A 24505-nucleotide genomic window follows, 5' to 3' on the forward strand; every position below is an offset into this window, starting at 1 on the left:
CGCGCACCACGCGGCGACGAGGCGCTTGGCGCCGGCAGTGGGCGTGGCCTCGTGGTCGAGAAGGGAACGCCCCCGATGGCACCCGACAACGACACCCTCCCCACCTCCGACGCCGCAGACGCCTCCGACGTCACGGGCACCGCCGAAACCCCCGACACCGCAGGGGGCCCCGACACCGCCGAAGCCCCCGACACCTCCGAGGCCACGGCGCCTGCCAAGAAGTCCACCCGCCCCCGCAAGGCCGCCGCCACCAAGCGGGCGCCGCGCAAGGCCGCCAAGAAGGCCCCCGCCGCCGAGGAGGCGCACCGCCCGAGCATCAGCGACGCTGACGACCTGCTCGGCACGCCCGGCACCGAGGCCGAGGAGGGCGACGCCCGCGCCGCGGTCGACGCCGTCACCGCCGCCGCCCCCGCCAAGAAGGCCGCCAAGCGCACCCGCCGCGCCACCACGAAGGCGTCGGCCCCCTCCGTGACCGAGTCCGTCGCCGGCACCGACGCCGACGATGATGCGTATGACGCGCCCGGCCTCACCTCCGGGGTGCCCGACCACGCCGCCGAGCGGGCCGCCGCGCAGGCGGACGCCGTGGAGCACGCCCCCGAGATCGCGGCCGACGGGGACGCCGACGACAGCGACGAGGAGGTCGTCGACATCGCGCTGGCGGTGCTGGACGAGGACCACCTCAACGACCTGATCAACGAGCTGCCCGTGCGTTCTGCCGGCGACGCCGCCGCGCCGGCCGTCTCGCCGTTCGGCCTGCTCTTCCAGGCGCCGGACCCCACGGTGGCCCGTCGCTCGCGGCGCGCCACCTCGCCGAGCGTCGACCCCTCCACCATCCAGCGCGACGAGACCGACGACGCCGAGGGCGACGAGCACGACGACCTCGACGACCCGGCTCGGGGCCGGCCGCGTGGCCGGGTCTCCCGCTCACGCGACGAGCGGGACCTGCGCGGCCGGGACGCCCGTGGCCGCGACGTGGAGGACGATGAGGGCGACAGCCGCGGCGCGGGGAGCACCGGTCGCACCGACGGACCCGACGTCGATGACGCGGACGAGCAGGACGACGACCAGGCCCCGCGCCGTCGTCGTCGTGGTGGCAAGGGCCGCCGCGGCCGGTCGGGCTCCGACGACCGCGGCGACGACCGGGGCGCCTCTGACGAGCAGGCCGACGGCGATGACGACAGCGCCGACCGCGGCGGCCGCGGCCGCACCGGTGACCGCGACGACCGTCAGGTCGACGACGACACGAACGACGCAGACCACACGAACGACGCAGACGACACGAACGACGCAGACGACACCGACGACCAGGGCGACGACGGCGAGCAGTCCGGGGGCTCCCGCCGCTCGCGCCGCCGCCGCGGCCGTGGTCGCTCCGGCGGACGCGCGGACTCCGACGGCGACGACCGCAGCGACGACAAGGGCGACGACGAGCCGGACGACTCCGATGAGGGCCGCGACGGCCGCAGCTCCCGCAACGGCCGGGACGACCAGGGCGAGGACGACGACGACTCGTCGAGCTCGTCGCGCCGTCGCCGCCGCCGCCGGCGCTCGGGCTCCGGCGGTGGGGACGAGGACCCGCCCGGCACCGTGACCAAGGTGCGTGAGTCCCGTCGCTCGGACTCCGCCACCGGCATCAAGGGATCGACCCGCCTGGAGGCCAAGAAGCAGCGCCGCCGCGAGGGCCGTGAGGCCGGGCGTCGCCGCACGATCATCACCGAGGCCGAGTTCCTCGCCCGTCGCGAGAGCGTCGAGCGGACCATGGTCGTCCGCGACAGCGGCGACCGCACCCAGATCGCCGTGCTCGAGGACGGCGTCCTCGTGGAGCACTACGTCTCGCGGGAGCAGTCGGCGAGCTCGACCAGCATCGCGGGCAACATCTACCTCGGTCGCGTGCAGAACGTCCTGCCGTCGATGGAGGCCGCCTTCGTCGACATCGGCAAGGGCCGCAACGCCGTGCTCTACGCCGGCGAGGTCAACTGGGACGCCGCGGGTCTGGAGAACGGCCAGCCGCGCCGCATCGAGAACGCCCTCAAGTCCGGGCAGACGGTCCTGGTCCAGGCGACCAAGGACCCGATCGGTCACAAGGGCGCCCGCCTGACCTCGCAGATCTCGCTGCCCGGCCGCTACCTCGTCTTCGTCCCCGGCAGCTCGATGACGGGGATCAGCCGCAAGCTGCCCGACACCGAGCGCGCCCGGCTCAAGAAGATCCTCAAGGAGGTCATGCCCGCCGACGCCGGCGTGATCGTCCGCACGGCCGCCGAGGGGGCCAGCGAGCAGGAGCTGCGCGCCGACGTCGCCCGCCTCACCTCGATGTGGGACGACATCCAGGCCAAGGCCGGCGCGCGCGGCACCAACGCCCCGGCGCTGCTGCACGGCGAGCCGGACCTGACGGTCCGGGTGATCCGCGACGTCTTCAACGAGGACTTCAGCTCGCTGGTCGTGTCCGGGCCCCAGGTCTGGGAGACCGTGAGCTCGTATGTCGAGTCCGTGGCTCCCGACCTGGCCCCGCGGCTGACGCGGTGGACCGGTGACAAGGACGTCTTCGCGGAGCACCGCGTCGACGAGCAGCTCGCCAAGGCGATGGACCGCAAGGTCTGGCTGCCCTCCGGCGGCTCCCTGGTGATCGACCGCACCGAGGCGATGACCGTGGTCGACGTCAACACCGGCAAGTTCGTCGGCCAGGGCGGCAACCTCGAGGAGACCGTCACCAAGAACAACATCGAGGCGGCCGAGGAGATCGTGCGCCAGCTGCGGCTGCGCGACATCGGCGGCATCATCGTCGTCGACTTCATCGACATGGTCCTCGAGTCCAACCGCGACCTGGTCGTGCGGCGGCTCGTCGAGTGCCTGGGCCGTGACCGCACCAAGCACCAGGTCGCCGAGGTCACCTCGCTGGGCCTGGTCCAGATGACCCGCAAGCGCGTGGGGACCGGACTGATCGAGTCCTTCTCCACCACCTGCGAGCACTGCAACGGCCGCGGGATCCTCGTCTCCTCCACGCCGGTCGCTCCGGGCACGGAGTCCGGCGTCGACCACTCGCACGAGCAGGGCGGCCGTCGTGGCCGCAAGGGCAAGGGCGGCAACGGCGGCTCGAACGGCGGCTCCGGCAACGGGGGCTCTGGCAATGGCGACTCCGGCAACGGTGGCAACGGCGGCAACGGGTCCGGCGCCGGCAAGGCCGAGGACGCCGGGCCGACCCCTGCCCAGATCGCCGCGGCCGCGCATGCCGCCGCGATGGCCGCTTCCAAGGCCGTGGCCGAGGACGAGCAGCCCGCGTCGCCCGACGAGGTGGCCCGGGCCATCGACGACGCCATGTCCTCCGTGCTCGGCGACGAGCCGGCCGCCTCGTCGGCTCCGGCCGGTGCGGCCACGGACGCCGGCGGCGCGCACGACGCCCCGCAGGAGGAGCGCCCCGCCCGGGGGCGCCGCTCCGCCCGCAAGGGACGCGCTTCCAAGGCGGCCGGCGCGCCCGCACCGGCACCGGCGCCCGCCGAGGCAGGGCCCCATGCGGATCCTGCCGAGGACGCCGCGCCCGGCTCCGACGCCGAGTCGGCGGCCAACGCCGCCTCCGAAGCCGCGGCGAGCGCCGACCACCCCGGTCTCGGCTGGGGGTCGCAGGATGAGTCCGGCACGCCCCGTCCCGGAGCCGCCACGGCCGGCGCCGGCTGGGGCGCGGACACCTCCGTGGCCGACGTCGACGCTCCCGCCGGGGTGGTCGCCGCCGCGATCGCCCAGCAGCGGGACCAGGCGCTGGACCAGACCGTCGCCCCGACCGACAACGCGCCCGAGGCCGAGACCAGCCCCGAGCCCAGGCCCGAGGCCGAGACCAGCCCCGAGCCCGAGCAGCGCCCCCGCCGGCGCCGCGGTCGTGTCGTCGCCCCAGCGGGACCGCCCAAGGCCGCTGAGGCCAGCGGGTCGGCATACGAGCCCTCGCCCGCGACCGACGCCTGACCGGTCTCGTGGGGTGGTCCGGGCACCGGGATCGGTGTGCGCACCACCCCACGAGGGGCCGGGCCGGGGATTTGGTCACAGCACCCTCGCGCCGGTACTCTGGTGAGTCGGTGCGTCCACCGTCCCCCGCGTTGCCCAGGCGAAGTGCCAGGCGCGATCGGAGGCCGGTCACGAAGCGGCGGCCGGTTCCACACCCTCATCAAGAGAGCGAGTCTGCAACGTGTACGCGATTGTTCGCGCAGGCGGGCGCCAGGAGAAGGTCTCCGTCGGCGACGTCCTCATCGTCGACAAGGTGAACGACAAGCCCGGCGAGTCCATCCAGCTCCAGCCCCTGCTGCTCGTTGACGGCTCCACCGTCACCAGTGACGCAGCCACGCTTGCCAAGGTCAAGGTCACGGCCGAGGTCGTCAAGGCGACCAAGGGCCCCAAGATCACGATCATGAAGTACAAGAACAAGACGGGCTACCGCAAGCGCCAGGGTCACCGTCAGCCGACCACCCAGATCAAGGTCACCGCGATCGAGGCCTGAGCCTCCTCGCACCCCCAGCTCACGATTCGACGAAGGCAGGCTTAGTCATGGCACACAAGAAGGGTGCATCCAGCTCCAAGAACGGTCGCGACTCGAACGCCCAGCGCCTCGGCGTCAAGCGCTTCGGCGGCCAGGAGGTGAACGCCGGCGAGATCATCGTCCGCCAGCGCGGCACGCACTTCCACCCCGGCGCCAACGTCGGCCGCGGCAAGGACGACACGCTGTTCGCCCTCGCCGCCGGTGCCGTCGAGTTCGGCACCAAGCGCGGCCGCAAGGTCGTCAACATCGTCGCCGGCGAGTGACGCACCGCTGAGCCTCCGCTCAGCACACATGTTTGCGCGAGGGTGCAGGCCACGAGCCTGCACCCTCGCGCGGTTTGCCACCGAGGAGATAAGGACCAGGACATGGCGAGCTTCGTCGACCGGGTGACGCTGCACGTGCAGGCGGGCAACGGTGGTCACGGCGTGGCCTCCGTGCACCGCGAGAAGTTCAAGCCGCTCGGCGGCCCCGACGGGGGCAACGGCGGTCGCGGCGGGTCGGTCGTGCTCCGCGTCGACCCGCAGAAGACCACGCTCCTCGACTACCACCACACCCCGCACCGCAAGGCCGGCAACGGCAAGCCGGGCGAGGGCGCCGAGCGCAACGGCGCCGACGGCGACGACCTGGTGCTCGGCGTGCCGCAGGGGACCGTCGTCAAGGACAAGCAGGGCCGACTGCTCGCCGACCTCGTCGAGATGGGCGGGGAGTATGTCGTCGCCCAGGGCGGTCGCGGCGGCCTCGGCAACAAGGCGCTGGCGTCCACCCGCCGCAAGGCCCCCGGCTTCGCCCTCCTCGGTGAGCCGGGCGACGAGCACGACGTCGTGCTGGAGCTCAAGACGCTCGCCGACGTCGCCCTGATCGGCTTCCCCTCCGCCGGCAAGTCGTCCCTGGTGTCGGTGCTCTCCAGCGCCCGACCCAAGATCGCGGACTACCCCTTCACCACGCTGGTGCCCAACCTCGGCGTCGTGACGGCGGGCTCCGCGCGCTACACGGTCGCCGACGTTCCCGGGCTGATCCCCGGCGCTCACGAGGGCAAGGGCCTCGGCCTGGAGTTCCTGCGCCACGTCGAGCGCTGCTCGGTGCTGGTGCACGTCGTGGACTGCGCCACCCTGGAGCCCGACCGCGACCCGATGTCCGACCTCGAGGCGATCGAGCGGGAGCTCGGCCTCTACGTCCCCGACGCGACCCTGGGTGGCAAGCCCCTCACCGAGCGCACCCGCATCGTCGTGCTCAACAAGGCCGACGTCCCCGAGGCCGAGGAGCTCGCCGAGTTCGTCAAGCCCGACCTGGAGGCCCGCGGCCTCGAGGTGCACGTCGTCTCCGCGGTGGCCCGCACCGGGCTCAAGGAGCTCACCTTCTCCCTGGCGCGCCACGTCGAGGCGGCCCGCGCCGAGCTGGAGGAGGTCGTGACCCCGCGCGTCGTCATACGGCCCAAGGCCGTCGACGACACCGGCTTCACCGTCCGCAAGGAGAACACCTCCGACGGGGTCATCTATCGCGTCGTCGGCGACCGGCCCGCCCGGTGGGTGCGCCAGACCGACTTCAGCAACGACGAGGCCGTCGGCTACCTCGCCGACCGGCTGGGCCGGCTGGGCGTCGAGGAGGAGCTGTTCAAGGTCGGGGCGGTTGCCGGGGACACCGTCGTGATCGGGGCCGAGGACGACGCGGTCGTCTTTGACTGGGAGCCGACCCTCGCCACCGGCGCCGAGCTGCTCGGCCGTCGCGGCACCGACCTGCGCCTGGAGCAGGCGGAGGGCACCCGTCGCGCCACCCGCGCCGAGAAGCGCGAGGAGCTCGCCGACCTCAAGGCCGCCCGCCGCAAGACCGCCGCCGAGCTTGACGCCGAGCGCCGCTCTGGCCACTGGGCGACGCTGCGCGACGAGGACTGACCGGCCGTGACGGACGAGGTCGACCTCACCGGGGGGACGGGCACCCGGCAGCGCATCGCCGGTGCGCAGCGCATCGTCGTCAAGGTCGGCTCGTCCTCGCTGACCGGCGGGGACGGTGACCTGGACGACCTCGCCATCGGTCGGCTCGTCGACGCGCTGGCCGGCCGCTGGCGCGGTGGCGCGCAGGTGGTGCTCGTCTCGTCGGGCGCCATCGCCGCCGGGCTCAACCCCCTGGCCCTGCCCAAGCGCCCCCGTGACCTTGCCACCCAGCAGGCCGCCGCCGCCGTGGGCCAGGGTGCCCTGGTGGCGGCCTACACCGCCAGCTTCGGGCGTCACGGGGCCCGTGTCGGGCAGGTGCTGCTGACCGAGATGGACGTCACGCGGCGCTCGCACTACGTCAACGCGCGCCGCACGCTCGTGCGTCTCCTGCACCTCGGCGTCGTGCCCGTCGTCAACGAGAACGACTCGGTCGCCACGCAGGAGATCCGCTTCGGGGACAACGACCGGCTCGCCGCCCTGGTCGCGCACCTGGTCAAGGCCGACGCCCTGGTGCTCCTCTCCGACGTCGACGCGCTGTATGACGGACCGCCGTCGCGCCCGGGCGCGCGTCGGATCCCCGTGGTGCGCGGCGCGGCCGACCTGGCCGACGTGGTCGTGCGCGGCTCCGGCAGCAAGGTCGGGACCGGCGGGATGACGACCAAGATCGAGGCCGCCCGCATCGCCACCGGCGCCGGCATCCCGGCGCTGGTCACGTCGGCCGCGCTGGCCGCCGAGGCGCTGGGCGGCGAGGACGTGGGGACCGTCTTCGAGGCGCCGGCGGTGCGGCCGCGCGGCCGGCTGCTCTGGCTGCGGCACGCCTCGACGGCGCGGGGGCGGCTCGAGCTGGACGCCGGCGCCGTCGACGCGGTCGTGGCGCACCGCCGCTCGCTGCTGCCCGCCGGGATCGTGGGCGTGAGCGGCCGCTTCGACGAGGGCGACGCGGTGGACCTGGTTGCGCCGGACGGGCTCGTGGTGGGGCGGGGGCTGGTCAACTACGGCTCGTCCGAGCTGCCCGCCATGCTGGGTCGCAGCACCCACGACCTGGGGGACGAGCTGGGGGAGCAGTACCGCCGGGAGGTCATCCACCGCGACGACCTCGCCCTCCTCTGACCCGCCGGGGGTAGGGGCATCGGCCGGCCTTCGTTCGCCAGGCTGATGATCCCGCCCCCGGTAGGGGCATCGGCCGGCCTTCGTTCGCCAGGCTGATGATCCCGCCGGGGGTAGGGGCATCGGCCGGACGTGGTTCCGGGCGTGTGCCCAGCCCCACGAGACGGTGGGGGCGTCATACGGCCGGTTGCGGTTGGATGGGAGCATGACCACCCCGGCCGCCAAGCCCATCGATCCCGGCGCTCGCGAGCTCGTCTCGGGGCTCGCCGCCCGCGCGCGCACCGCCGCCCGCGAGCTGGCGCTGCTGCCACGAGGCCGCAAGGATGACGCGCTGCGGACCATGGCCGACGCGCTCGTCGCGGCGACCGATCGCATCGTCGCGGCCAACAACCTCGACGTCGAGCGCGAGACCGCCGCCGGCACCCGGGCCAACCTGCTGGACCGCCTCACCCTCACCGAGCCGCGCGTCGCCGCCACCGCCCAGGGGCTGCGCGACGTGGCCGGGCTCCCCGACCCGGTGGGTGACGTCGTCCGTGGCAGCACCACCCCGACCGGGTTGCAGGTCAGGCAGGTTCGCGTTCCAATGGGCGTGGTCGGGATGATCTACGAGGCGCGCCCCAACGTCACCGTCGACGCCGCCGGCCTGGCCCTCAAGTCCGGCAACGCCTGCATCCTGCGCGGCGGCAGCGCCGCGGAGCACACCAACCGGGTGCTCGTGGAGGTCCTCCGCGAGACCCTGCGCACCCTCGACCTCAACCCCGACGCCGTCCAGCTGCTCGACGCGCCCGGGCACGACGCGGTGCGCGCCCTCATGACGGCCCGCGGCGAGGTCGACCTCCTCATCCCGCGCGGGGGAGCGGGTCTGATCCAGACCGTCGTCACCGAGTCGACCGTCCCCACGATCGAGACGGGGGTAGGCAACTGTCACGTCTATGTCGACGCCGGCGCCGACCTGGACATGGCCGAGCGGATCACGCTGAACTCCAAGACCCACCGCACCAGCGTCTGCAACGCCGCCGAGTCGCTGCTCGTCCACGAGGCCGTCGCCGATCAGGCGCTGCCTCGGATCCTGCGGGCGCTCGGCAGCGAGGGCGTCGTCATCCACGCCGACCCGGACCTCAAGGACGTCGCCGAGCAGGCCGGCGCGCGCTGGGTGGAGGCGACCGACGAGGACTGGGCGGCGGAGTACCTCTCCTTGGACATGGCCGTCCGCGTGGTGCCCTCGCTCGATGCCGCGATCGAGCACGTGCGCCGGTGGTCCAGCGGCCACACGGACGCCATCGTGACCGACGACCGTGGAGCCGCGCGGCGATTCGTCGACGAGGTGGACTCGGCAGCGGTCATGGTCAACGCGAGCACGAGGTTCACCGACGGCGGTGAGCTGGGCTTCGGTGCCGAGATCGGCATCTCCACCCAGAAGCTCCATGCCCGCGGCCCCATGGCCCTCGAGGAGCTCACGAGCACCAAGTGGGTCGTCGAGGGCGACGGACAGGTCCGCGTCTGACGGCGTGATCTGCGCGCCCCGGACGGTGAGTTCCTCTAGGTTTGTGGCGTTCGACGACGAGAGGACGTGCCGCACGTGGAGGGTCACGAGGTCCGCAAGCTGGCCAGGCTGGAGGACGCGCACTGGTGGTACCGCGAGCGCAGGCACATCCTCGCTCGCATGATCTCCGGTATGACGCCCGGCCGGGCCCTGGACATCGGGGCCGCCGGGGGAGGCAACACCCGCGTGCTGATCGAGCACGGGTGGCAGGCCGTGGCGCTGGAGTACACCCAGGACGGCGCGCTGGCTGCCGACGAGCGCTCGGTGCCGGTGATGCGGGCCGACGCGACGAACCTGCCCGTGGACACCGGGTCGCTGGACCTGGTGATGGCCTTCGACCTGCTCGAGCACCTGGTCGAGCACGACGCGTGCGTGCAGGAGGTGCACCGGGTGCTCAAGCCGGGTGCTCCGTTCCTCGTGGCCGTGCCCGTCGACCCCAAGCTGTGGTCCGACCACGACGTCGCCGTCGGTCACGTGCGGCGCTATCACCGCGCCGAGATCCTGGACCTGCTGCAGCGCAACGGTTTCGAGATCGAGCGACGCTTCGCCTGGAACGTCCTGCTGCGGCCGGTCGTGTCCATGCGCCGCCGCACGAGCCAGGGCAGCGACCTGCAGGACACGCACTGGGCGGTCAACGCGGCGCTGCGGGCGGTCATCACGGTGGAGCGCTACCTGCCGGTCAAGGACCTGCCTGGCGTCAGCGAGTTCGTCGTCGCGCGCCGGCGCTGATGCCCCTACCCCCGGCGGGATCATCCGCCTGGGGGACGAAGGCCGGTCGATGCCCCTACCCCCGGTGGGATCATCAGCCTGGGGGACGAAGCCCGGCTGATGCCCCTACCCCCGGCGGGGTCATCAGCCTGGGGGACGAAGCCCGGCTGATGCCCCTACCCCCGGTAGGTCAGCGGTCGATGGGTTCGCCCGCCAGGCCGTGGGCGTCCAGGGTGCCCTCGCTCGTGTCTGTCCCGCGCGCCGTCGGGTCGGCCCCTCGCGCGCTCGCCCCGGCAGCCGCGGTCCCCCCGCCGAGGGCGACCTCGGGCCGAGACGCCGTTGCGCCCGTCGGGCGGCCGGTCGCCATACGAGCACTGCGCGGTATGGCGAACCGGTGGTCGTCACGGTCCCGCGCCGAGTCGTAGGCGATGAAGTAGCTGGGGCGCTCCTGGAGCTGCTGGTACATCCGGCCGAGGTACTCGCCGAGGATCCCGAGGCAGAGCAGCTGCAGCCCGCCCACCAGGGCGATCATGCCCACGGTCGAGGCCCAGCCCGCGATGGCGTGACCGGTGAAGCGGCCGATCACGGCATACGCGATCAGCAGCAGCGAGGCGATGAAGCCCCCGAAGCCGAACCACGTGGCGAGGCGCAGCGGCTTGAGGCTGAAGCCGATGATCGAGTCGACCGACAGCATCACCATCTTCATGAACGGGTACTTCGACTCGCCGGCCGCCCGCTCCTCACGCTTGTAGGGCACGCTCGCCGACGGGAAGTTCAGCGCCGGCACGACGAAGCGCAGCACGCGCCCGTGCTCGGGGAGCGCGTTGACGGCGTCGACGGTGGCGCGCGACATGAGACGGAAGTCGCCGGCGTTGCCTGCGGTCTCCATCCCGGTCAGGCGGGAGTGGACGGAGTAGAACGCCTTGGCCGTCTCGCGCTTGAAGAAGGTGTCCGTGGAGCGGTCCGAGCGCACCCCGTAGACGACGTCGACGCCCTCCTCGTGGGCAACGCGCAGCATGTCGGCGATCGTCTCGGGCGGGTCCTGCAGGTCCGCGTCCAAGGTGACGACGAAGTCGCCGTGGGCGGACACCAGGCCGGCCGAGATCGCCGCCTGGTGGCCGGAGTTCGCGCGCAGGCGCACCACGCGCAGCTGCTCCCACTCGCGGCGGTAGCGTTGCAGCAGCACGGCCGTCTGGTCCTTGGACCCGTCGTCGACCGCGACGACCTCGTAGCTCGTGCCCAGGCCGTCGAGCACCGGGCGCAGCCGCTGCACCAGCAGCGGGAGCACCTGCTCCTCGTTGTACATGGGGATGACGACGGATAGCTCAGGGACCATGCGTGCCAGCCTAGGACCGTGGCGTTGGCAATGGCCGAAGCGGGTGCTGTGCGTCGGCTGTGCCGTTGCGCCCTCGAGACCGGCATCGGGGGCGGCCGCGCACCAAGCAGGTAGCATGGCCGCATGACTTCTGCCGCCTTGATCCTCGCCGAGGGCGAGCACCACTCCGAGCACGCGATGACGCTGCCGTTCGCCGACTTCTGGTTCGGGGTCATCGCGCTGGCGCTGTTCATGGCTCTGCTCGCCATCACCTTCGCGTTCCGCAACACCGCCGCCAAGCTCAGCCATGGCGGCGTCAACGACGCGACGCACGGCTCGCACAGCTCGCCCGGGAGCGGGCACTGAGACAGCGGATCGGCGTGATGGGCGGGACGTTTGATCCCATCCATCACGGTCACCTGGTCGCCGCGAGCGAGGTCCAGGCGTTGTTCGACCTCGACGAGGTCGTCTTCGTGCCGACCGGCCAGCCGTGGCAGAAGGCCGCGTCGAGCGTCTCCCCGGGAGAGCACCGCTACCTGATGACGGTGATCGCGACGGCCTCCAACCCGAGGTTCTCGGTGTCGCGCGTCGACATCGACCGCGACGGGCCGACCTACACGATCGACACGCTGCGCGACCTGCGGCGGCTCAACCCCGACGCAGAGCTGTTCTTCATCACCGGCGCGGATGCCTTGTCGCGGATCCTGTCGTGGAAGGACGTCGACGAGCTGTGGGACCTGGCGCACTTCATCGGCGTCACCCGGCCCGGCTACCACCTGTCGGAGTCCGGGCTCCCGGCGGACGGCGTGACCCTCACCGAGGTCCCCGCCATGGCGATCAGCTCCACCGACTGCCGCGAGCGCGTCGTCGAGGGCAAGCCCGTGTGGTACCTCGTGCCGGACGGGGTGGTGCAGCACATCAACAAGTACCGGCTGTATGCCGCGTCCGCGCCCGTGGTCTCGACCGACCCGGCCCTGTCCGGGGTGTCGGTCAACGGCGGGCTCACCGATCCCGCGACGTCCGCCTCCACCGCGGCGTCCGCCTCCACCTCGGCGTCCGCGCCGTCACCGACCATCACCCCGAAGGATCCTGCGTGACCGCCACCCCCCGTGCCATCGAGCTCGCCAAGGCCGCCGCCCTCGCGGCGGACGACAAGCGCGCCCGCGACATCATCGCGCTCGACGTCAGCGACCAGCTCGCCCTGACCGACATCTTCGTCCTCGCGTCGGCGCCCAACGACCGCCAGGTCCGCGCGATCGTGGACGAGGTCGAGGACCGCCTGCGCGACCTGGGCGCCAAGCCCGTGCGCCGCGAGGGCGAGAAGGACGGTCGCTGGGTCCTCATCGACTTCGTCGACGTCGTAGTGCACGTCCAGCACAGCGACGAGCGCGAGTTCTACAGCCTGGAACGGCTGTGGAAGGACTGCCCTACGGTCGACCTCGGGCTGCCGGACCCCGCCGGTCGACAAGACGAGGACGACCCGTATGCCGACGCGCCCGCCCGGACGACCGGGTGGCCGGGACTGCGCGACTGACCCGCATGGCCAGGCGACTCATCCTGTGGCGGCACGGCGAGACCGCCCACAACGCCGCGGGCATCTGGCAGGGGCAGCTCGACATCGTGCTGTCCGAGACCGGGCGCGCGCAGGCCGCTGCGGCGGCCCCGCACCTCGCGGTACGGCGTCCTGACCTGATCGTCAGCTCGGACCTGCTGCGGGCCGCGGCCACCGCCGACGCGCTCGGGGAGCTGCTGGGCGTCGAGGTGGAGCGCGACGAGCGCTTCCGCGAGATCCATGCGGGGGAGTGGCAGGGTCGTACGGGTGCGGAGGTGCGCGCGGAGTATCCCACCGACGCCGAGCGCATGCTGACCGGCGAGGACTTCAAGCGCGGTGGTCACGGGGAGTCCGTGGCGGACGTGGCGACCCGCGTCCTCGCCGGGGCGAAGGACCTGGTGGGTCGTCTGCCGCAGGACGGCCTCGCCGTCGTGGTGTCGCACGGGGTGGCCGCCCGCGCCCTCGCCGCCGAGCTCGTCGGCCTGCCGCAGAAGCAGGCCTGGCTCGTCCTGAGCGGACTGCGCAACTGCCACTGGGCCGAGCTCGCCCAGATGCCCTCGGGCGGCTGGCGCATCGAGACCTGGAACCTCGGCTCCCCGGACGCCGACGAGGGCGCCTCGTGGCCGACGGAGCGCTGAGGCCGAGGTCCGGGAGGGGCGACCGGCACGGCATACGTCGATTTGGTCGCAGCGGTGAACTCTGGCTAAAGTGATCCAGTCGCAGCGAGCGTGAGCCCGCGACGACGACCCGCGGGACTCGTCTCGTGAGGGGCTGTAGCGCAGCTGGTAGCGCACCTCCATGGCATGGAGGGGGTCAGGGGTTCGAGTCCCCTCAGCTCCACCCCACGCACAAGGCTCGAACCCTTGCCAACGGAAGAGTTGGTGGAGGTTCGGGCCTTGTTCACGTCTGCGGCCCAGGTCAGTGCGTTGGCGTCGACCTGCGGGTCGGGGAGCATCTCGAAGGGCCGGTTGTGCTCGACGCGCAGCTCGTCGTCCTCGTCGATGTAGACCTCGGTGACGAGCGCCTGGTTGCACAGCCGCCGGTTGGTACGGGCCGCCGTCAGGCCCCGAGCAGCCGTGTGAGGACGCGCACCACACCGTCCTCGGTGTTGGCGGGAGCCAGATAGGCCGCCTGCTCGATCAGGTCGTCGTGGGCGTTGGCCATCGCGAAGGACCATTCCGCGGTGCCGAGCATCTGCAGGTCGTTGAGGTAGTCGCCCAGCACCACGGTCTGGGCGGGGGTCACGCCGAGCCGGGCCTGCAGCGCCCGCACGCCCTGGCCCTTGTCGACGCCGCGCACCATGATGTCGAGCCAGTGCTTGCCGGACACGACGACCTGGTGGGTGCGGGCGACCTCGCCAAAGATCGGGTCGACGTGGCGCTCGGAGTCCTCGAAGTCGTAGACGGCGAGCTTGAGCACGTCGTCCTCGACGGCGTGCAGGTCCTCCACGACCTCCAGCCTGGCGTAGTACTTGTCGCACTCGGCCAGGAACGCCCGGTCGTTGCGCTCGACGTAGGCGCTGCGCACGCCGCACACCACGAGGCCCAGGTCGTGGTCGCGGGCGGCCTCGCGGACCGTGCCGACGACCGAGCGCGTGATCTCGGCCGAGACGGTGGTCGTCGAGACGACCTCGTCGTCGTGGACCACGAGGGTGCCGTTCTCGGCGACGTAGGACAGCCCCTGCGGCGCGCGCTCGAAGACGCGCTGCAGCGTGGCGAGCTGGCGACCGCTGGCCGGCACGAAGGTGATCCCGCGCTCACCCATCAGCGTCAGCAGCCCCCAGAAGTCCGCGGGCACCGCCCCGGACTCGTCCAGCAGCGTCCCGTCCATGTCGGCGACCACGAGTCGCACGTCGTGCGGGCCGGGGGCGATCGTGGTCCAGGGGCGGGCTGGCATGGGGCACCTTTCGGTGGGCGATTGCGGGGATGTCCCGATCGTATGGCGCCCCGCCGCCACCACGCCCCACCCGATCACACGGCGACCCCGCGTCACGGGCGGTTCGGCATACGGCCTGCTCGTCCAGCCCCGATGACCCTGCGGTAGCCTGGGCGGGTGGCCCACCAGCAGCTCCTTGTCGGGCCGCGCTGAGCGAGTCGGACATCAGCGCGGCTGCCCCTCTGCGTGAGGGGCGTTCGTGTGTCTGGAGGCATGCGAGTCCGCAGCAGCAGCGAGCCACACCGAGGACCCAGGGAGACAGACGATGACGGACACGGCCACCGAGACGCGCGACGAGCACCCCTACCGCTACACCGCCGCGCTGGCGGGGCAGATCGAGACCAGCTGGCAGGATCGCTGGGAGGAGCAGGGCACCTACCACGCGCCCAACCCCGCCGGTCCGTGGGCCGAGCCGGACAACCCGCTCACCCAGGCGCAGAAGCTGCTGGTCCTCGACATGTTTCCCTACCCGAGCGGCGCGGGCCTGCACGTCGGGCACCCGCTCGGCTACATCGCGACCGACGTCTACGCGCGCTACCACCGCATGACCGGCAAGAACGTCCTGCACTGCCTCGGCTACGACGCCTTCGGGCTGCCCGCCGAGCAGTACGCCGTCCAGACCGGCCAGCACCCGCGCACGACCACCGAGGACAACATCGTCATCATGGCGCGCCAGCTGCGTCGTCTCGGCCTCGGCCACGACGACCGGCGCGCGATCCGCACCATCGACCCGGACTACTACCGCTGGACCCAGTGGATATTCCTGCAGATCTTCAACAGCTGGTATGACGAGAGCGCCCCCCGCCCCGACGGGGGTCTGGGCCGCGCGCGGCCGATCACCGAGCTGATCGCGCAGCTGGCCGACGGGTCCCGTCCCCTGCCGGGGGAGTGGGCTGGCCGCGCCTGGAGCGACCTCGACGCCACCGAGCAGGCCGCCGTCATCGACGGCCACCGCCTGGCCTACGCCGACGAGGCGCCCGTCAACTGGGCCCCCGGCCTCGGCACGGTCCTGTCCAACGAGGAGGTCACCAACGACGGCCGCTCCGAGCGCGGCAACTTCCCCGTCTTCCGCAAGGCGCTGCGCCAGTGGAAGATGCGGATCACCGCCTACGCCGACCGGCTCGCCGACGACCTGGACCGCGTGGACTGGCCCGAGAAGGTCAAGACCATGCAGCGCAACTGGATCGGCCGCTCCCACGGCGCTCGGGTCACCTTCACCGGGCCTGGCGGCGAGGACATCGAGGTGTTCACGACGCGGCCGGACACGCTTTTCGGTGCGACCTTCATGGTGCTGGCGCCGGAGCACCCGCTCGTCGCCGACCTGGTCACCGACGCCTGGCCGAGCGACATCCCGATGCACTGGACCGGTGGCGCCGACACGCCCCGCGAGGCGGTCGCGTCCTACCAGCAGGCGGCCTCCCGCAAGAGCGACGTCGAGCGCCAGATGGACGACAAGTCCAAGACGGGCGTGTTCACCGGCGCCTACGCGACCAACCCGGTCGACGGGCGCGAGATCCCGGTCTTCATCGCCGACTACGTCCTCATGGGCTACGGCACCGGCGCGATCATGGCGGTCCCGGCGCACGACGCCCGCGACTTCGAGTTCGCGACGGAGTTCATGATCCCGATCATGGATGTCGTTGCGCCGCAAGGGGACTCGTCGTGGCCCGGCTCGGTCAACAACGGCGAGGCGTATGTCGCCCCTGGGGTCGCCGTCAATTCCAGCAACGACGAGGTGAGCCTCGACGGCCTGGGGCTCGACGAGGCCAAGGCGACGATGATCTCGTGGCTGGAGCGCACCGGCCGCGGGCAGGGGACCGTGACCTACCGGTTGCGCGACTGGCTGTTCAGCCGGCAGCGCTACTGGGGCGAGCCGTTCCCCATCGTCTTCGACGAGGACGGGGTGGCGCACGCGCTGCCCGAGTCGATGCTGCCGCTGGAGCTGCCGGAGATCCCGGACTACGCGCCCAAGACCTTCGACCCCGACGACGACTCGTCCGAGCCGGAGCCGCCGCTGTCCCGCGCCGGGGACTGGGTCGAGGTGGAGCTGGACCTCGGGGACGGGCGCGGCGTGCGCCGCTACCGCCGCGAGACCAACACCATGCCCAACTGGGCCGGCTCGTGCTGGTACTTCCTGCGCTACCTGGACCCGGCCAACGCCACGGCGATGGTGGACCCCGAGGTCGAGCGCTACTGGATGGGGCCGCAGGCGACCGCGGTCGCGGGGGCGCCGGCCGGGGCCGCCGACCCTGGCGGCGTGGACCTCTACGTCGGTGGTGTCGAGCACGCGGTGCTGCACCTGCTCTACGCCCGCTTCTGGGTCAAGGTGCTGCACGACCTCGGCCACCTGACCTCCGAGGAGCCGTTCCGGCGCTACTTCTCCCAGGGATACATCCAGGCCGCCGCCTACCGCGACGACCGGGGTCAGCCGGTGCCCGCCGCCGAGGTGGCCGAGAGCGCCGACGGCGTCTTCACCTGGCAGGGCTCGGTCGTGCACCGTGAGTTCGGCAAGATCGGCAAGTCCCTCAAGAACGTCGTCTCCCCCGACGAGATGTATGACGAGTACGGCGCCGACACCTTCCGCGTCTACGAGATGGCCATGGGACCGCTCGAGCTCAGCAAGCCCTGGGAGACGCGCGCGGTCGTCGGGTCGCAGCGCTTCCTGCAGAGGGTGTGGCGCAACGTCGTCGACGAGCAGACGGGGGAGGTGCGGGTCGGTGACGGGCCGCTGGACGACGCGACCTCCCGGCTCCTGCATCGCACGATCGACCAGGTGGCGCGGGACTACGACGGGCTGCGCTTCAACACCGCCATCGCCAAGCTGATCGAGCTCAACAACGCGCTGACCAAGTTGGACGTCGTGCCGCGGTCCGCCGCCGAGGCGCTGATCCTCATGGTCGCGCCGGTCGCACCGCACCTCGCCGAGGAGCTGTGGTCCCGTCTCGGCCACGAGTCCTCGGTGGTGCACGAGACCTTCCCCGCAGCCGACCCCGCGCTGCTCGTCGAGGACACCGTGACGTGCGTCGTGCAGGTGCTCGGCAAGGTGCGTGACCGCCTCGAGGTCGCCGCCGACATCAGCGACGCCGACCTGGAGGCCGCGGCCCTGGCCAGCGAGCGCATCCAGGGGCTGCTCGACGGCAAGACGGTCCGCAAAGTCATCGTGCGGGCCCCCAAGCTGGTCAACATCGTCGTCGGCTGACCGATGACCACCCTGTTCCCCTCCGTCGGGCTGGTCACCGACTCGACGGGCTACCTGCCCGCCGAGACGGTGGCCCGCCACGGCATCGACGTCGTGGCGCTCGTGCTCGTCGCCGACGGGGAGCAGCACATCGAGGGTGAGCTCGCGCAGGACCAGGTGCCCGGCATCCTGCGCCGCGCCAAGAAGCTCGGTACCTCACGTCCCTCGCCCGCCGAATTCCTCCTGGCCTATCGCCGGGCTGCCGAGCGGGGCTGCGAGCAGATCCTCTCGATCCACCTGTCCTCGGAGCTGTCGGGCACGGTCGAGGCCGCGGTCCTCGCTGCGACCCGCTCGCCGATCCCCGTCGAGGTGGTGGACTCCCGCTCCATCGGTATGGCGATGGGCTTCGGCGTGCTCACCGCCGCCGAGATGGTGGAGGACGGGGCGGGCGCCGCCGAGGCGGGGGTGGCGGCCCGGCGCCGGGCGGAGGACGCCACCTTGACCTTCTGCGTCGAGTCCTTGGACTACCTGCGCAAGGGCGGCCGCATCGGGGGAGCCGCCGCCTTCTTCGGCACCGCCCTGTCGATCAAGCCGCTGCTCGGCATCGACGACGGCCACATCGAGCCGGTCGCCAAGGTCCGCACGTCCACGCGGGCGATCAAGGAGATGGTCGACCGCTCCGTCGCGGCCGCCGAGGCGTGCGGGGAGCGTGGCTGCGAGATCGCGGTCCACCAGCTCGACGCCGAGCTGCGCGCCGACGAGGTGGTCGAGGCGCTGCGCGTCCGCTGCCCCGCGGGCACCCCCGTCGAGGTCTATCCCCTGGGACCGGTGGCGGCCTGCCACGTCGGGCCCGGCACGACGGCTGTGGTCGTCTCGCCGCGCCCCTGACTGACTCGGACGGCGCTCCGATCAGGTCCGGTTGGTCGGGGTGGCCGGGGGGCTTCGTCCGACCTCGAGCCATGCACCTCAGTGCGGAACCCGTCTGCCCGCCGACTTGTCCACACCCTGACGCGACGCGAGGACGCCCGTCCACAGGCGAAGCGCGTGCCCGCCCAGGCGTGGGCGCGCGAACCTAGCGTCGCGCTCATGGCACGTCGACCACCACCACCGGACCTGGAGCGGCTCGGGCGGATCACCGCGACCGAGGCGCGCGCGGGCGACCCCGCGTGGCGGATGGAGCTGCCCCGGCCGGCAGCGGTCGAGTCGCTGGACCACCTGCCCGACAACGTCGTGGAGCGCGTCTACGGCCCGGACGCGCTGGAGCGTCGTGGGCGGCTGTCGCCGTCCCCGCCCGAGGGCTCCGGGCGGCATCGTCCACCGGCGCCAGCGGTGGTGTCGCTGCCGTCTCGGCTGGTCGGCGCCACCTGGCAGCCGCGCTGGACGGCGGTGCTCGCCCTGCTCCTGGTGCTGGTGCTCGCGGGCGTCGCTTTCGGCGTGCGCGTGGCCATGGCCCGCAGCCAGGGGGAGCCCGAGCCGGTCCCGTCGGCGGGCGCGGACCGCGAGTCGGGTGACGGGGTGAGGCGGGGCGGGGCGACTGCAGTGGCGACGTCGTCCGGACGAGGCGGCGCGGCACCCCCCGCAGCGGTCGGCCCCGCGGCCGCACCGTCCCCGTCGTCCACCGGGGTGATCGTGGACGTCGGCGGCCAGGTGCGGCGGCACGGGGTGGTCCGCCTGGCTCCCGGGGCACGCGTGGTGGACGCGCTCGCGGCCGCCGGTGGGGCGCTGCCGGGGGCCGATCTCGGGGGCCTCAACCAGGCCCGGGTCCTCGTCGACGGCGAGCAGGTCTATGTGCCGCGCCCCGGCGAGAGGGTCCCGGCTCCGGCCGGACCGTCAGGCGGGGTGCCGGCGGCGGGAGGCACGTCACCCAGCGGTGGCGGCGTGGCGGGTGGCGGGGCGCCGGGTGCCCCGGTCGACCTGAACGCGGCGACCGTCGAGCAGCTGGACACCCTGCCCGGGGTCGGTCCCGCCATCGCGGGCCGCATCATCGAGTGGCGCACCCAGCACGGCCGGTTCAGCAGCGTCGACGAGCTCGGCGAGGTGCAGGGGATCGGACCCAAGCTGCTCGAGCGGCTCCGACCCCAGGTGCGCGTATGACGACCCCCCACCCTCTCCAACCGGGCCACGCGACCGGCGCCGGCGCGGCCGGGACACCCCCTGCCCGCGAGCTGCCGCAGTCGTCGGCGCCCGCCGGTGCACGGGAGGTGCAGGCTGCCCGCCGCCACGAGCGCCAGGACCAGGCCCGACGACTCCTCGGTCTCGGGCCCTCCCAGGGACAGGGACGGCGACCGTCGAGGTGGCTCGACGACATCCGCCCGCAGACGCCCTCGGACGTCCGTCTGCTGCTGCCGGCCTGCGTCGCGTGGGCCCTGACCGCGGCGCTGCTCGACCGGCCAACCTGGGTGCTGGGGATGGTGGCGTCGGCGGGCGTCGTCCTCACCGTGACGTCGGCGCGGTGGGCGGTGCGTCATGCGCGTCATGTGCCGCCTGTCCCTCCGGTGCCGCCTGTCCCTCCGGTGCCTCCAGTCTCTCCGGTGCCTCCTGGCCGCCCTGTGCCGCTGGGGCGTCCTGGGCTTGGCGGCCGTCGGTCATGGGTGCCGGTCGTCGGGATCACCGGCGTGGTGGTCGCCCTGACGCTGACGGCACTCGTGGGGCATCGCGAGCTGCGGGGGGCGGGCACGGTCGACGAGCTGGCGGCGCAGCGCGCCAGCGTGCGCCTGACGGCGGAGGTCGTGTCGGACCCGCGGGTCGTGGGCGGTGGTGCCGAACGCGCTCCCGCGACGATGGTGCGGCTGCGCGTGCTCACCGTGCAGGGTCGCGGCGCCGTCAGCCAGGTCTCGGCACCCCTGCTGGTCTTCGGTGACGAACGCTGGGCCCAGGTGCGCTGGGGACAGCGCCTGGAGCTGGCCGGCAGGCTCAAGCCCGCGGAGCCGGACGACGACGTCCTGGCCACGGTCGCCGTCCGCGGGCCACCCCGTGTCGTGGGGCAGCCCGGTGCGGTGCTCACCGGAGCCGAGCACGTGCGGGCCGCCCTGCGCGCCGCGGTCACCGGGGTGCCCGAGGACGCCGCCGGGCTCGTGCCGGGGCTCGTCATCGGGGACACGAGCCTGACGCCGCCCGACCTCACGGCGGACATGACCGAGGTGCAGATGAGCCACCTCAGCGCCGTCTCCGGGTCCAACGTCAGCATCGTCCTGGCCGCCCTGCTCGGTCTGTGCTCGTTGATCGGTCTGCCGCGCCGCCTGCGGCCGGTCGTGGCGCTGGTCGGCCTGGCCGGTTTCGTGGTGCTGGCGCGGCCCGAGCCCAGCGTCGTGCGGGCGGCCGTCATGGGGGCTGTCGGCCTGCTCGGCGTCTCCACCTCACGTCGTCGTGCCGCCCTGCCCGCACTCGGCGCCGCGATCGTCGTCCTCCTCTGCTACGACCCCTGGCTCGCCCGGTCCTACGGCTTCGCGCTGTCCTCGCTGGCCACGCTCGGGCTGCTGCTGTTCGCGACACCGTGGGGCGAGCGCATCGGCAGGGTGCTCCCGCGCCAGATCCGTTCGTGGGGGCCGGCGCTCGCGATCCCGGTCGCCGCGCAGGTCGCCTGCGGACCCGTGACCATCATGCTGCAGCCGTCGGTCAGCCTGGTCGGCGTCCCCGCCAACCTCGCGGCCGCGCCCTTCGTGGGACCGACGACCGTCCTCGGGATCGTCACGGCGGTGGTCGCCGTCGTGAGCGTCCCCGCGGCGCACGTCGTGGCGTGGGCGGCGGCCCTGCCGGCCTGGCTCATCGCCCGGGTGGCGCGCGTGGCGGCGGACGTGCCGTACGGCGCGGTGCCGTGGCCCGATGGCGGGCGCGGAGCCCTGCTGCTCGCCCTCGTCACCGTGATCCTGATGGTGAGCGGTCCCCGACTGGCGTGGTGGACCCGCGCCCGCCCGCTCGCGGCGATCGCCGTCGTGCTCCTCGCCCTCTCGCTCGTCGCGCCCGTCGGGTCGACCGCATGGCCGGTGGCCGACTGGCGGATGATCGTCTGCGACGTGGGTCAGGGCGACGGGATCGCGCTCGCATCCGGGCCCGGACGAGCCGTCGTCGTCGACGTCGGGCCGGCCGACCCCGGCATACGACCGTGCCTGTCCCGCCTGGGGATCGAGCGCATCGACGCCGTCGTCCTGTCCCACTTCCACGACGACCACGTGGGCGGGCTGGAGGAGGTGCTGGACGGTTGGCCCGTCGGCGCCGTCCTCGTGACCGCGACCCGAGACCCTCCCGACCAGGCGAGCCGGGTGGAGCGTCTCGCGGCGGACCATCGGCTGCGGCCGCAGGTGCTGGCGGCAGGGGACCGGCTGACCTATGGCCAGGTGCACGCCGAGGTGGTCGCGCCGACCCGTGAGATCCGAGAGGGGTCCGTGCCCAACAACGCCAGCCTGGTGCTGCTCGCCGACATCGGCGGCACGACCGCGCTGCTCACCGGGGACGCGGAGCCCGAGCTCGCGGCGGACGTGCGGACGACACTGGCGCGCAGGGCGATCCACCCGCAGCTCGATGTGCTCAAGGTCGCGCACCACGGCTCGGCCAAGCAGGACCCCCGACTGCTCGCCGACCTCGATGCGCCGCTGGCCCTGATCAGCGTGGGGGAGGGCAATGACTACGGCCAGCCGGCAGCCGCGGCACTGACCACGTTGCAGCGCAACGGCTTCCACATCGAGCGGACGGACCGGTCCGGCGACCTCGCCGTGCTCGGGCACGGCGCTGAGCTGCGCGTCGCCCGGCGTGGGCGCTGACCGGGGTCAGGACCCGGGGTCAGGACTTGGGGTCAGGACTCCTGGAACTCGCGGGCGCTGGTCTGCAGGGCGTCGATGGTGGCCTGGACGGCGGGGACCTTCTGCAGGTCGGGGGTGGTGATCGCCATGATGTGGCGGCGCGAGGAGGGCGTGATGTCGCGGATCGCGGTGTGCGGGTTGACGGCTCGGCGCAGCATGAGGTCGGGGATGAGGGCCACGCCGAGACCGGCGCCGACCAGGCCGAGCTGAGCGACGTAGTCCTCGGTCTCGAAGGCCAGGTTGGGTGCGAAGCCGGACTCCGACGCGAGCCCGACCATGTGGACGCGGCAGCGTGGGCAGCCGGCCACCCAGGCCTCGGAGGAGAGGTCGGCCATGTCGACCGTCTCCTGCGCGGCGAGGGGGTGGTCCAACGGCAGCGCCAGGCGCACCTCGTCGACGAGCAGGGGCGTGGTCACGAGCAGGTCGAGGTCGGTGTCGTCGGCGGGCGTGGAGCCGTTCTCGTAGGAGAAGCCGACGACGAGGTCGCAGTCGCCCTCGCGCAGCGCCGCGATGGCCTCGGGGGGCTCGTTCTCGCTGAAGGTCACCGTCAGGTCGGGGTGCTGGCGGTGCAGGGCCGCGAGCGCCGGCGGCACGATGGTGGCCGTCGCGGACGGGAAGGACATGATCCGCACCCGTCCGGCGCGCAGCCCCGCGATGGCCGCGACCTCCTCCTCGGCGGCGTCGAGCGCGGCCAGGACGCCACCGGCGTGCCGGGCGAGCACCTGCCCGGCCTGGGTCAGGCGCACCTGACGGCCCACCCGGTCGATGAGGACGGTGCCGGTGCGCTGCTCGAGGCGCCGCACCATCTGCGAGATGGCGGGCTGGGTGTAGCCGAGAGCGGCGGCGGCCCCGGTGAAGCTGCCCTCGTCGGCGATGGCCTTCATGACACGAAGTCCGGCGGCGTCGATCATGCAGCGATTATATAACAAGGTGTTATCGAATGTCGAGATTGCGACACGTGCGCCTATGGTTCGAGTCGCGCGTCGCCCGGCATACTTGACGGGTGCAGCCCATGATCCTCGACCAGCTCGCCCGGCTCGTCCACGACGGCGGGGTCGTGGCGCTCACTGGAGCGGGCATGAGCACCGAGTCGGGGATCCCGGACTACCGCGGGCCGGACGGACGCCGGCGGGTCCAGCCGATGCAGTACTCCGAGCTGCTGAGCGGCCCCGAGGCCAGGCGCCGCTACTGGGCGCGGGCGTACGTCGGCTGGGAGCGGTTCACCGGCGCCCGCCCCAACGCCGGCCACCGGGCCCTCGCGGCGATCCAGCGGGCCGGCCTGGTGGACGGCGTGATCACCCAGAACGTCGACGGGCTGCACCAGCAGGCCGGCACCCAGGACGTGCTCGAGCTGCACGGCACCCTCTCGGTCGTGCGCTGCCTGACGTGCGAGGACCGCACCTCCCGCGAGGAGGTGCAGCGCCGTCTCGCCGAGGCCAACCCCGACTTCCAGGTCCACAGCGACGAGGTGCGTCCGGACGGTGACATCGCCCTGCCCGACGGGGTCGTCCAGCGGTTCCACCTGGCCCACTGCGTCGTCTGCGGGTCGGACGCCCTCAAGCCCGACGTCGTGTTCTTCGGCGAGTCCGTGCCGCGGGAGCGGGTCGACGAGGCCTATCGCCGGGTCGAGACCGCCTCGGCGCTGCTCGTGCTGGGGTCCAGCCTGCAGGTGATGAGCGGCTACCGGTTCGTGCGCCGGGCGGATGCGCTGGGCCTGCCGGTCGGCATCATCACCCGGGGGCGCACCCGGGGCGACGACCAGGCGACCTGGCAGCTGGACGCGCCGCTCGGGCCCTCCCTCACCGGGCTCGCGCGACGCCTGGGGATCGACGACGACCTGGGTCCGGTGGTCGACGGGGAGTACGCGACGGGGCTGCCGCTCGGCCTGGTATGACGGCCGGCAGGCGCAGGTCGGCATACCGGA

19 protein-coding genes and 1 tRNA gene are annotated in these 24505 nt (G+C 72.9%); 17 read left to right on the forward strand and 3 right to left on the reverse strand.

Annotated features, from left to right (window positions below; genetic code table 11):
* Positions 1-75: 75 nt before the first annotated feature.
* The 7 genes from GGG17_RS06510 to GGG17_RS06540 all read left to right on the forward strand — a co-directional run bounded on the left by GGG17_RS06510 (position 76) and on the right by GGG17_RS06540 (position 9826).
* Positions 76-3951: an Rne/Rng family ribonuclease gene (locus GGG17_RS06510; protein WP_195849143.1), complete on the forward strand. Its 3876-nt coding sequence runs from the start codon at positions 76-78 to the stop codon at positions 3949-3951.
* A 220-nt stretch (positions 3952-4171) separates the two neighbouring features.
* Entirely contained in the window at positions 4172-4480 is a 309-nt protein-coding gene (rplU, locus tag GGG17_RS06515) for a 50S ribosomal protein L21 (protein WP_288800096.1), read from the forward strand.
* A gap of 47 nt (positions 4481-4527) precedes the next feature.
* On the forward strand, positions 4528-4782 hold the full coding sequence (rpmA, locus tag GGG17_RS06520) for a 50S ribosomal protein L27 (protein ID WP_019284283.1): 255 nt from the start codon (positions 4528-4530) through the stop codon (positions 4780-4782).
* Between the two features lie 102 nt (positions 4783-4884).
* Positions 4885-6408: a GTPase ObgE gene (gene obgE / locus GGG17_RS06525; protein WP_154592957.1), complete on the forward strand. Its 1524-nt coding sequence runs from the start codon at positions 4885-4887 to the stop codon at positions 6406-6408.
* Positions 6409-6414: 6 nt separating this feature from the next.
* Positions 6415-7557 (forward strand): glutamate 5-kinase, encoded by a 1143-nt coding sequence (gene proB, locus GGG17_RS06530; RefSeq protein ID WP_311966479.1) that lies wholly within the window; start codon positions 6415-6417, stop codon positions 7555-7557.
* Between the two features lie 202 nt (positions 7558-7759).
* Entirely contained in the window at positions 7760-9058 is a 1299-nt protein-coding gene (locus tag GGG17_RS06535) for a glutamate-5-semialdehyde dehydrogenase (protein ID WP_154592958.1), read from the forward strand.
* A gap of 66 nt (positions 9059-9124) precedes the next feature.
* Positions 9125-9826 (forward strand): class I SAM-dependent methyltransferase, encoded by a 702-nt coding sequence (locus GGG17_RS06540; RefSeq protein ID WP_289033564.1) that lies wholly within the window; start codon positions 9125-9127, stop codon positions 9824-9826.
* Positions 9827-9995: 169 nt separating this feature from the next.
* Here GGG17_RS06540 and GGG17_RS06545 read toward each other — a convergent pair whose 3' ends face one another.
* Positions 9996-11141, reverse strand: coding sequence for a glycosyltransferase family 2 protein (locus tag GGG17_RS06545; RefSeq protein WP_154592959.1), 1146 nt, complete (start codon positions 11139-11141; stop codon positions 9996-9998).
* Between the two features lie 123 nt (positions 11142-11264).
* Here GGG17_RS06545 and GGG17_RS06550 point away from each other — a divergent pair, with 123 nt between their 5' ends.
* From GGG17_RS06550 to GGG17_RS06570, 5 genes are all read left to right on the forward strand, one after another.
* On the forward strand, positions 11265-11486 hold the full coding sequence (locus tag GGG17_RS06550; protein WP_154592960.1) for a hypothetical protein: 222 nt from the start codon (positions 11265-11267) through the stop codon (positions 11484-11486).
* A 17-nt stretch (positions 11487-11503) separates the two neighbouring features.
* The gene (gene nadD / locus GGG17_RS06555; protein WP_154592961.1) at positions 11504-12217 is read left to right on the forward strand and encodes a nicotinate-nucleotide adenylyltransferase; all 714 of its coding nucleotides are present in this window, start codon (positions 11504-11506) and stop codon (positions 12215-12217) included.
* The gene (gene rsfS, locus GGG17_RS06560; RefSeq protein WP_311966480.1) at positions 12214-12654 is read left to right on the forward strand and encodes a ribosome silencing factor; all 441 of its coding nucleotides are present in this window, start codon (positions 12214-12216) and stop codon (positions 12652-12654) included. The genes nadD and rsfS overlap by 4 nt, the downstream gene beginning before the upstream one ends.
* Before the next feature lie 5 nt (positions 12655-12659).
* Positions 12660-13310 carry a histidine phosphatase family protein gene (locus tag GGG17_RS06565; protein WP_154592962.1) on the forward strand — a complete coding sequence of 217 codons (651 nt, stop codon included), beginning with the start codon at positions 12660-12662 and terminating at the stop codon, positions 13308-13310.
* 129 nt (positions 13311-13439) lie between these two features.
* A tRNA-Ala gene (locus GGG17_RS06570) sits at positions 13440-13512 on the forward strand.
* Between the two features lie 219 nt (positions 13513-13731).
* Here GGG17_RS06570 and GGG17_RS06575 read toward each other — a convergent pair.
* On the reverse strand, positions 13732-14568 hold the full coding sequence (locus tag GGG17_RS06575; RefSeq protein ID WP_154592963.1) for a Cof-type HAD-IIB family hydrolase: 837 nt from the start codon (positions 14566-14568) through the stop codon (positions 13732-13734).
* 304 nt (positions 14569-14872) lie between these two features.
* On the opposite strand from GGG17_RS06575, the gene leuS reads away from it, so the two are divergent.
* From leuS to GGG17_RS06595, 4 genes are all read left to right on the forward strand, one after another.
* Positions 14873-17806 carry a leucine--tRNA ligase gene (gene leuS, locus GGG17_RS06580; RefSeq protein WP_154592964.1) on the forward strand — a complete coding sequence of 978 codons (2934 nt, stop codon included), beginning with the start codon at positions 14873-14875 and terminating at the stop codon, positions 17804-17806.
* Positions 17807-17809: 3 nt separating this feature from the next.
* Entirely contained in the window at positions 17810-18673 is an 864-nt protein-coding gene (locus GGG17_RS06585) for a DegV family protein (RefSeq protein WP_154592965.1), read from the forward strand.
* Between the two features lie 198 nt (positions 18674-18871).
* A complete protein-coding gene (locus tag GGG17_RS06590; protein ID WP_230082765.1) occupies positions 18872-19879 on the forward strand; it encodes a ComEA family DNA-binding protein in 1008 nt (335 codons plus the stop codon).
* Between the two features lie 497 nt (positions 19880-20376).
* Positions 20377-22542 carry a ComEC/Rec2 family competence protein gene (locus GGG17_RS06595; RefSeq protein WP_311966481.1) on the forward strand — a complete coding sequence of 722 codons (2166 nt, stop codon included), beginning with the start codon at positions 20377-20379 and terminating at the stop codon, positions 22540-22542.
* 32 nt (positions 22543-22574) lie between these two features.
* On the opposite strand, the gene GGG17_RS06600 is transcribed toward GGG17_RS06595, so the two are convergent.
* A complete protein-coding gene (locus GGG17_RS06600; RefSeq protein WP_154592966.1) occupies positions 22575-23492 on the reverse strand; it encodes a LysR family transcriptional regulator in 918 nt (305 codons plus the stop codon).
* Positions 23493-23593: 101 nt separating this feature from the next.
* Here GGG17_RS06600 and GGG17_RS06605 point away from each other — a divergent pair, with 101 nt between their 5' ends.
* Complete coding sequence (locus tag GGG17_RS06605) at positions 23594-24475, forward strand: NAD-dependent protein deacetylase (protein WP_154593075.1); 882 nt, start codon at positions 23594-23596, stop codon at positions 24473-24475.
* Positions 24476-24505: the final 30 nt, after the last annotated feature.

It is taken from the genome of Arsenicicoccus cauae (assembly GCF_009707125.1).
Taxonomy (GTDB): Bacteria; Actinomycetota; Actinomycetes; order Actinomycetales; family Dermatophilaceae; genus Arsenicicoccus; species Arsenicicoccus cauae.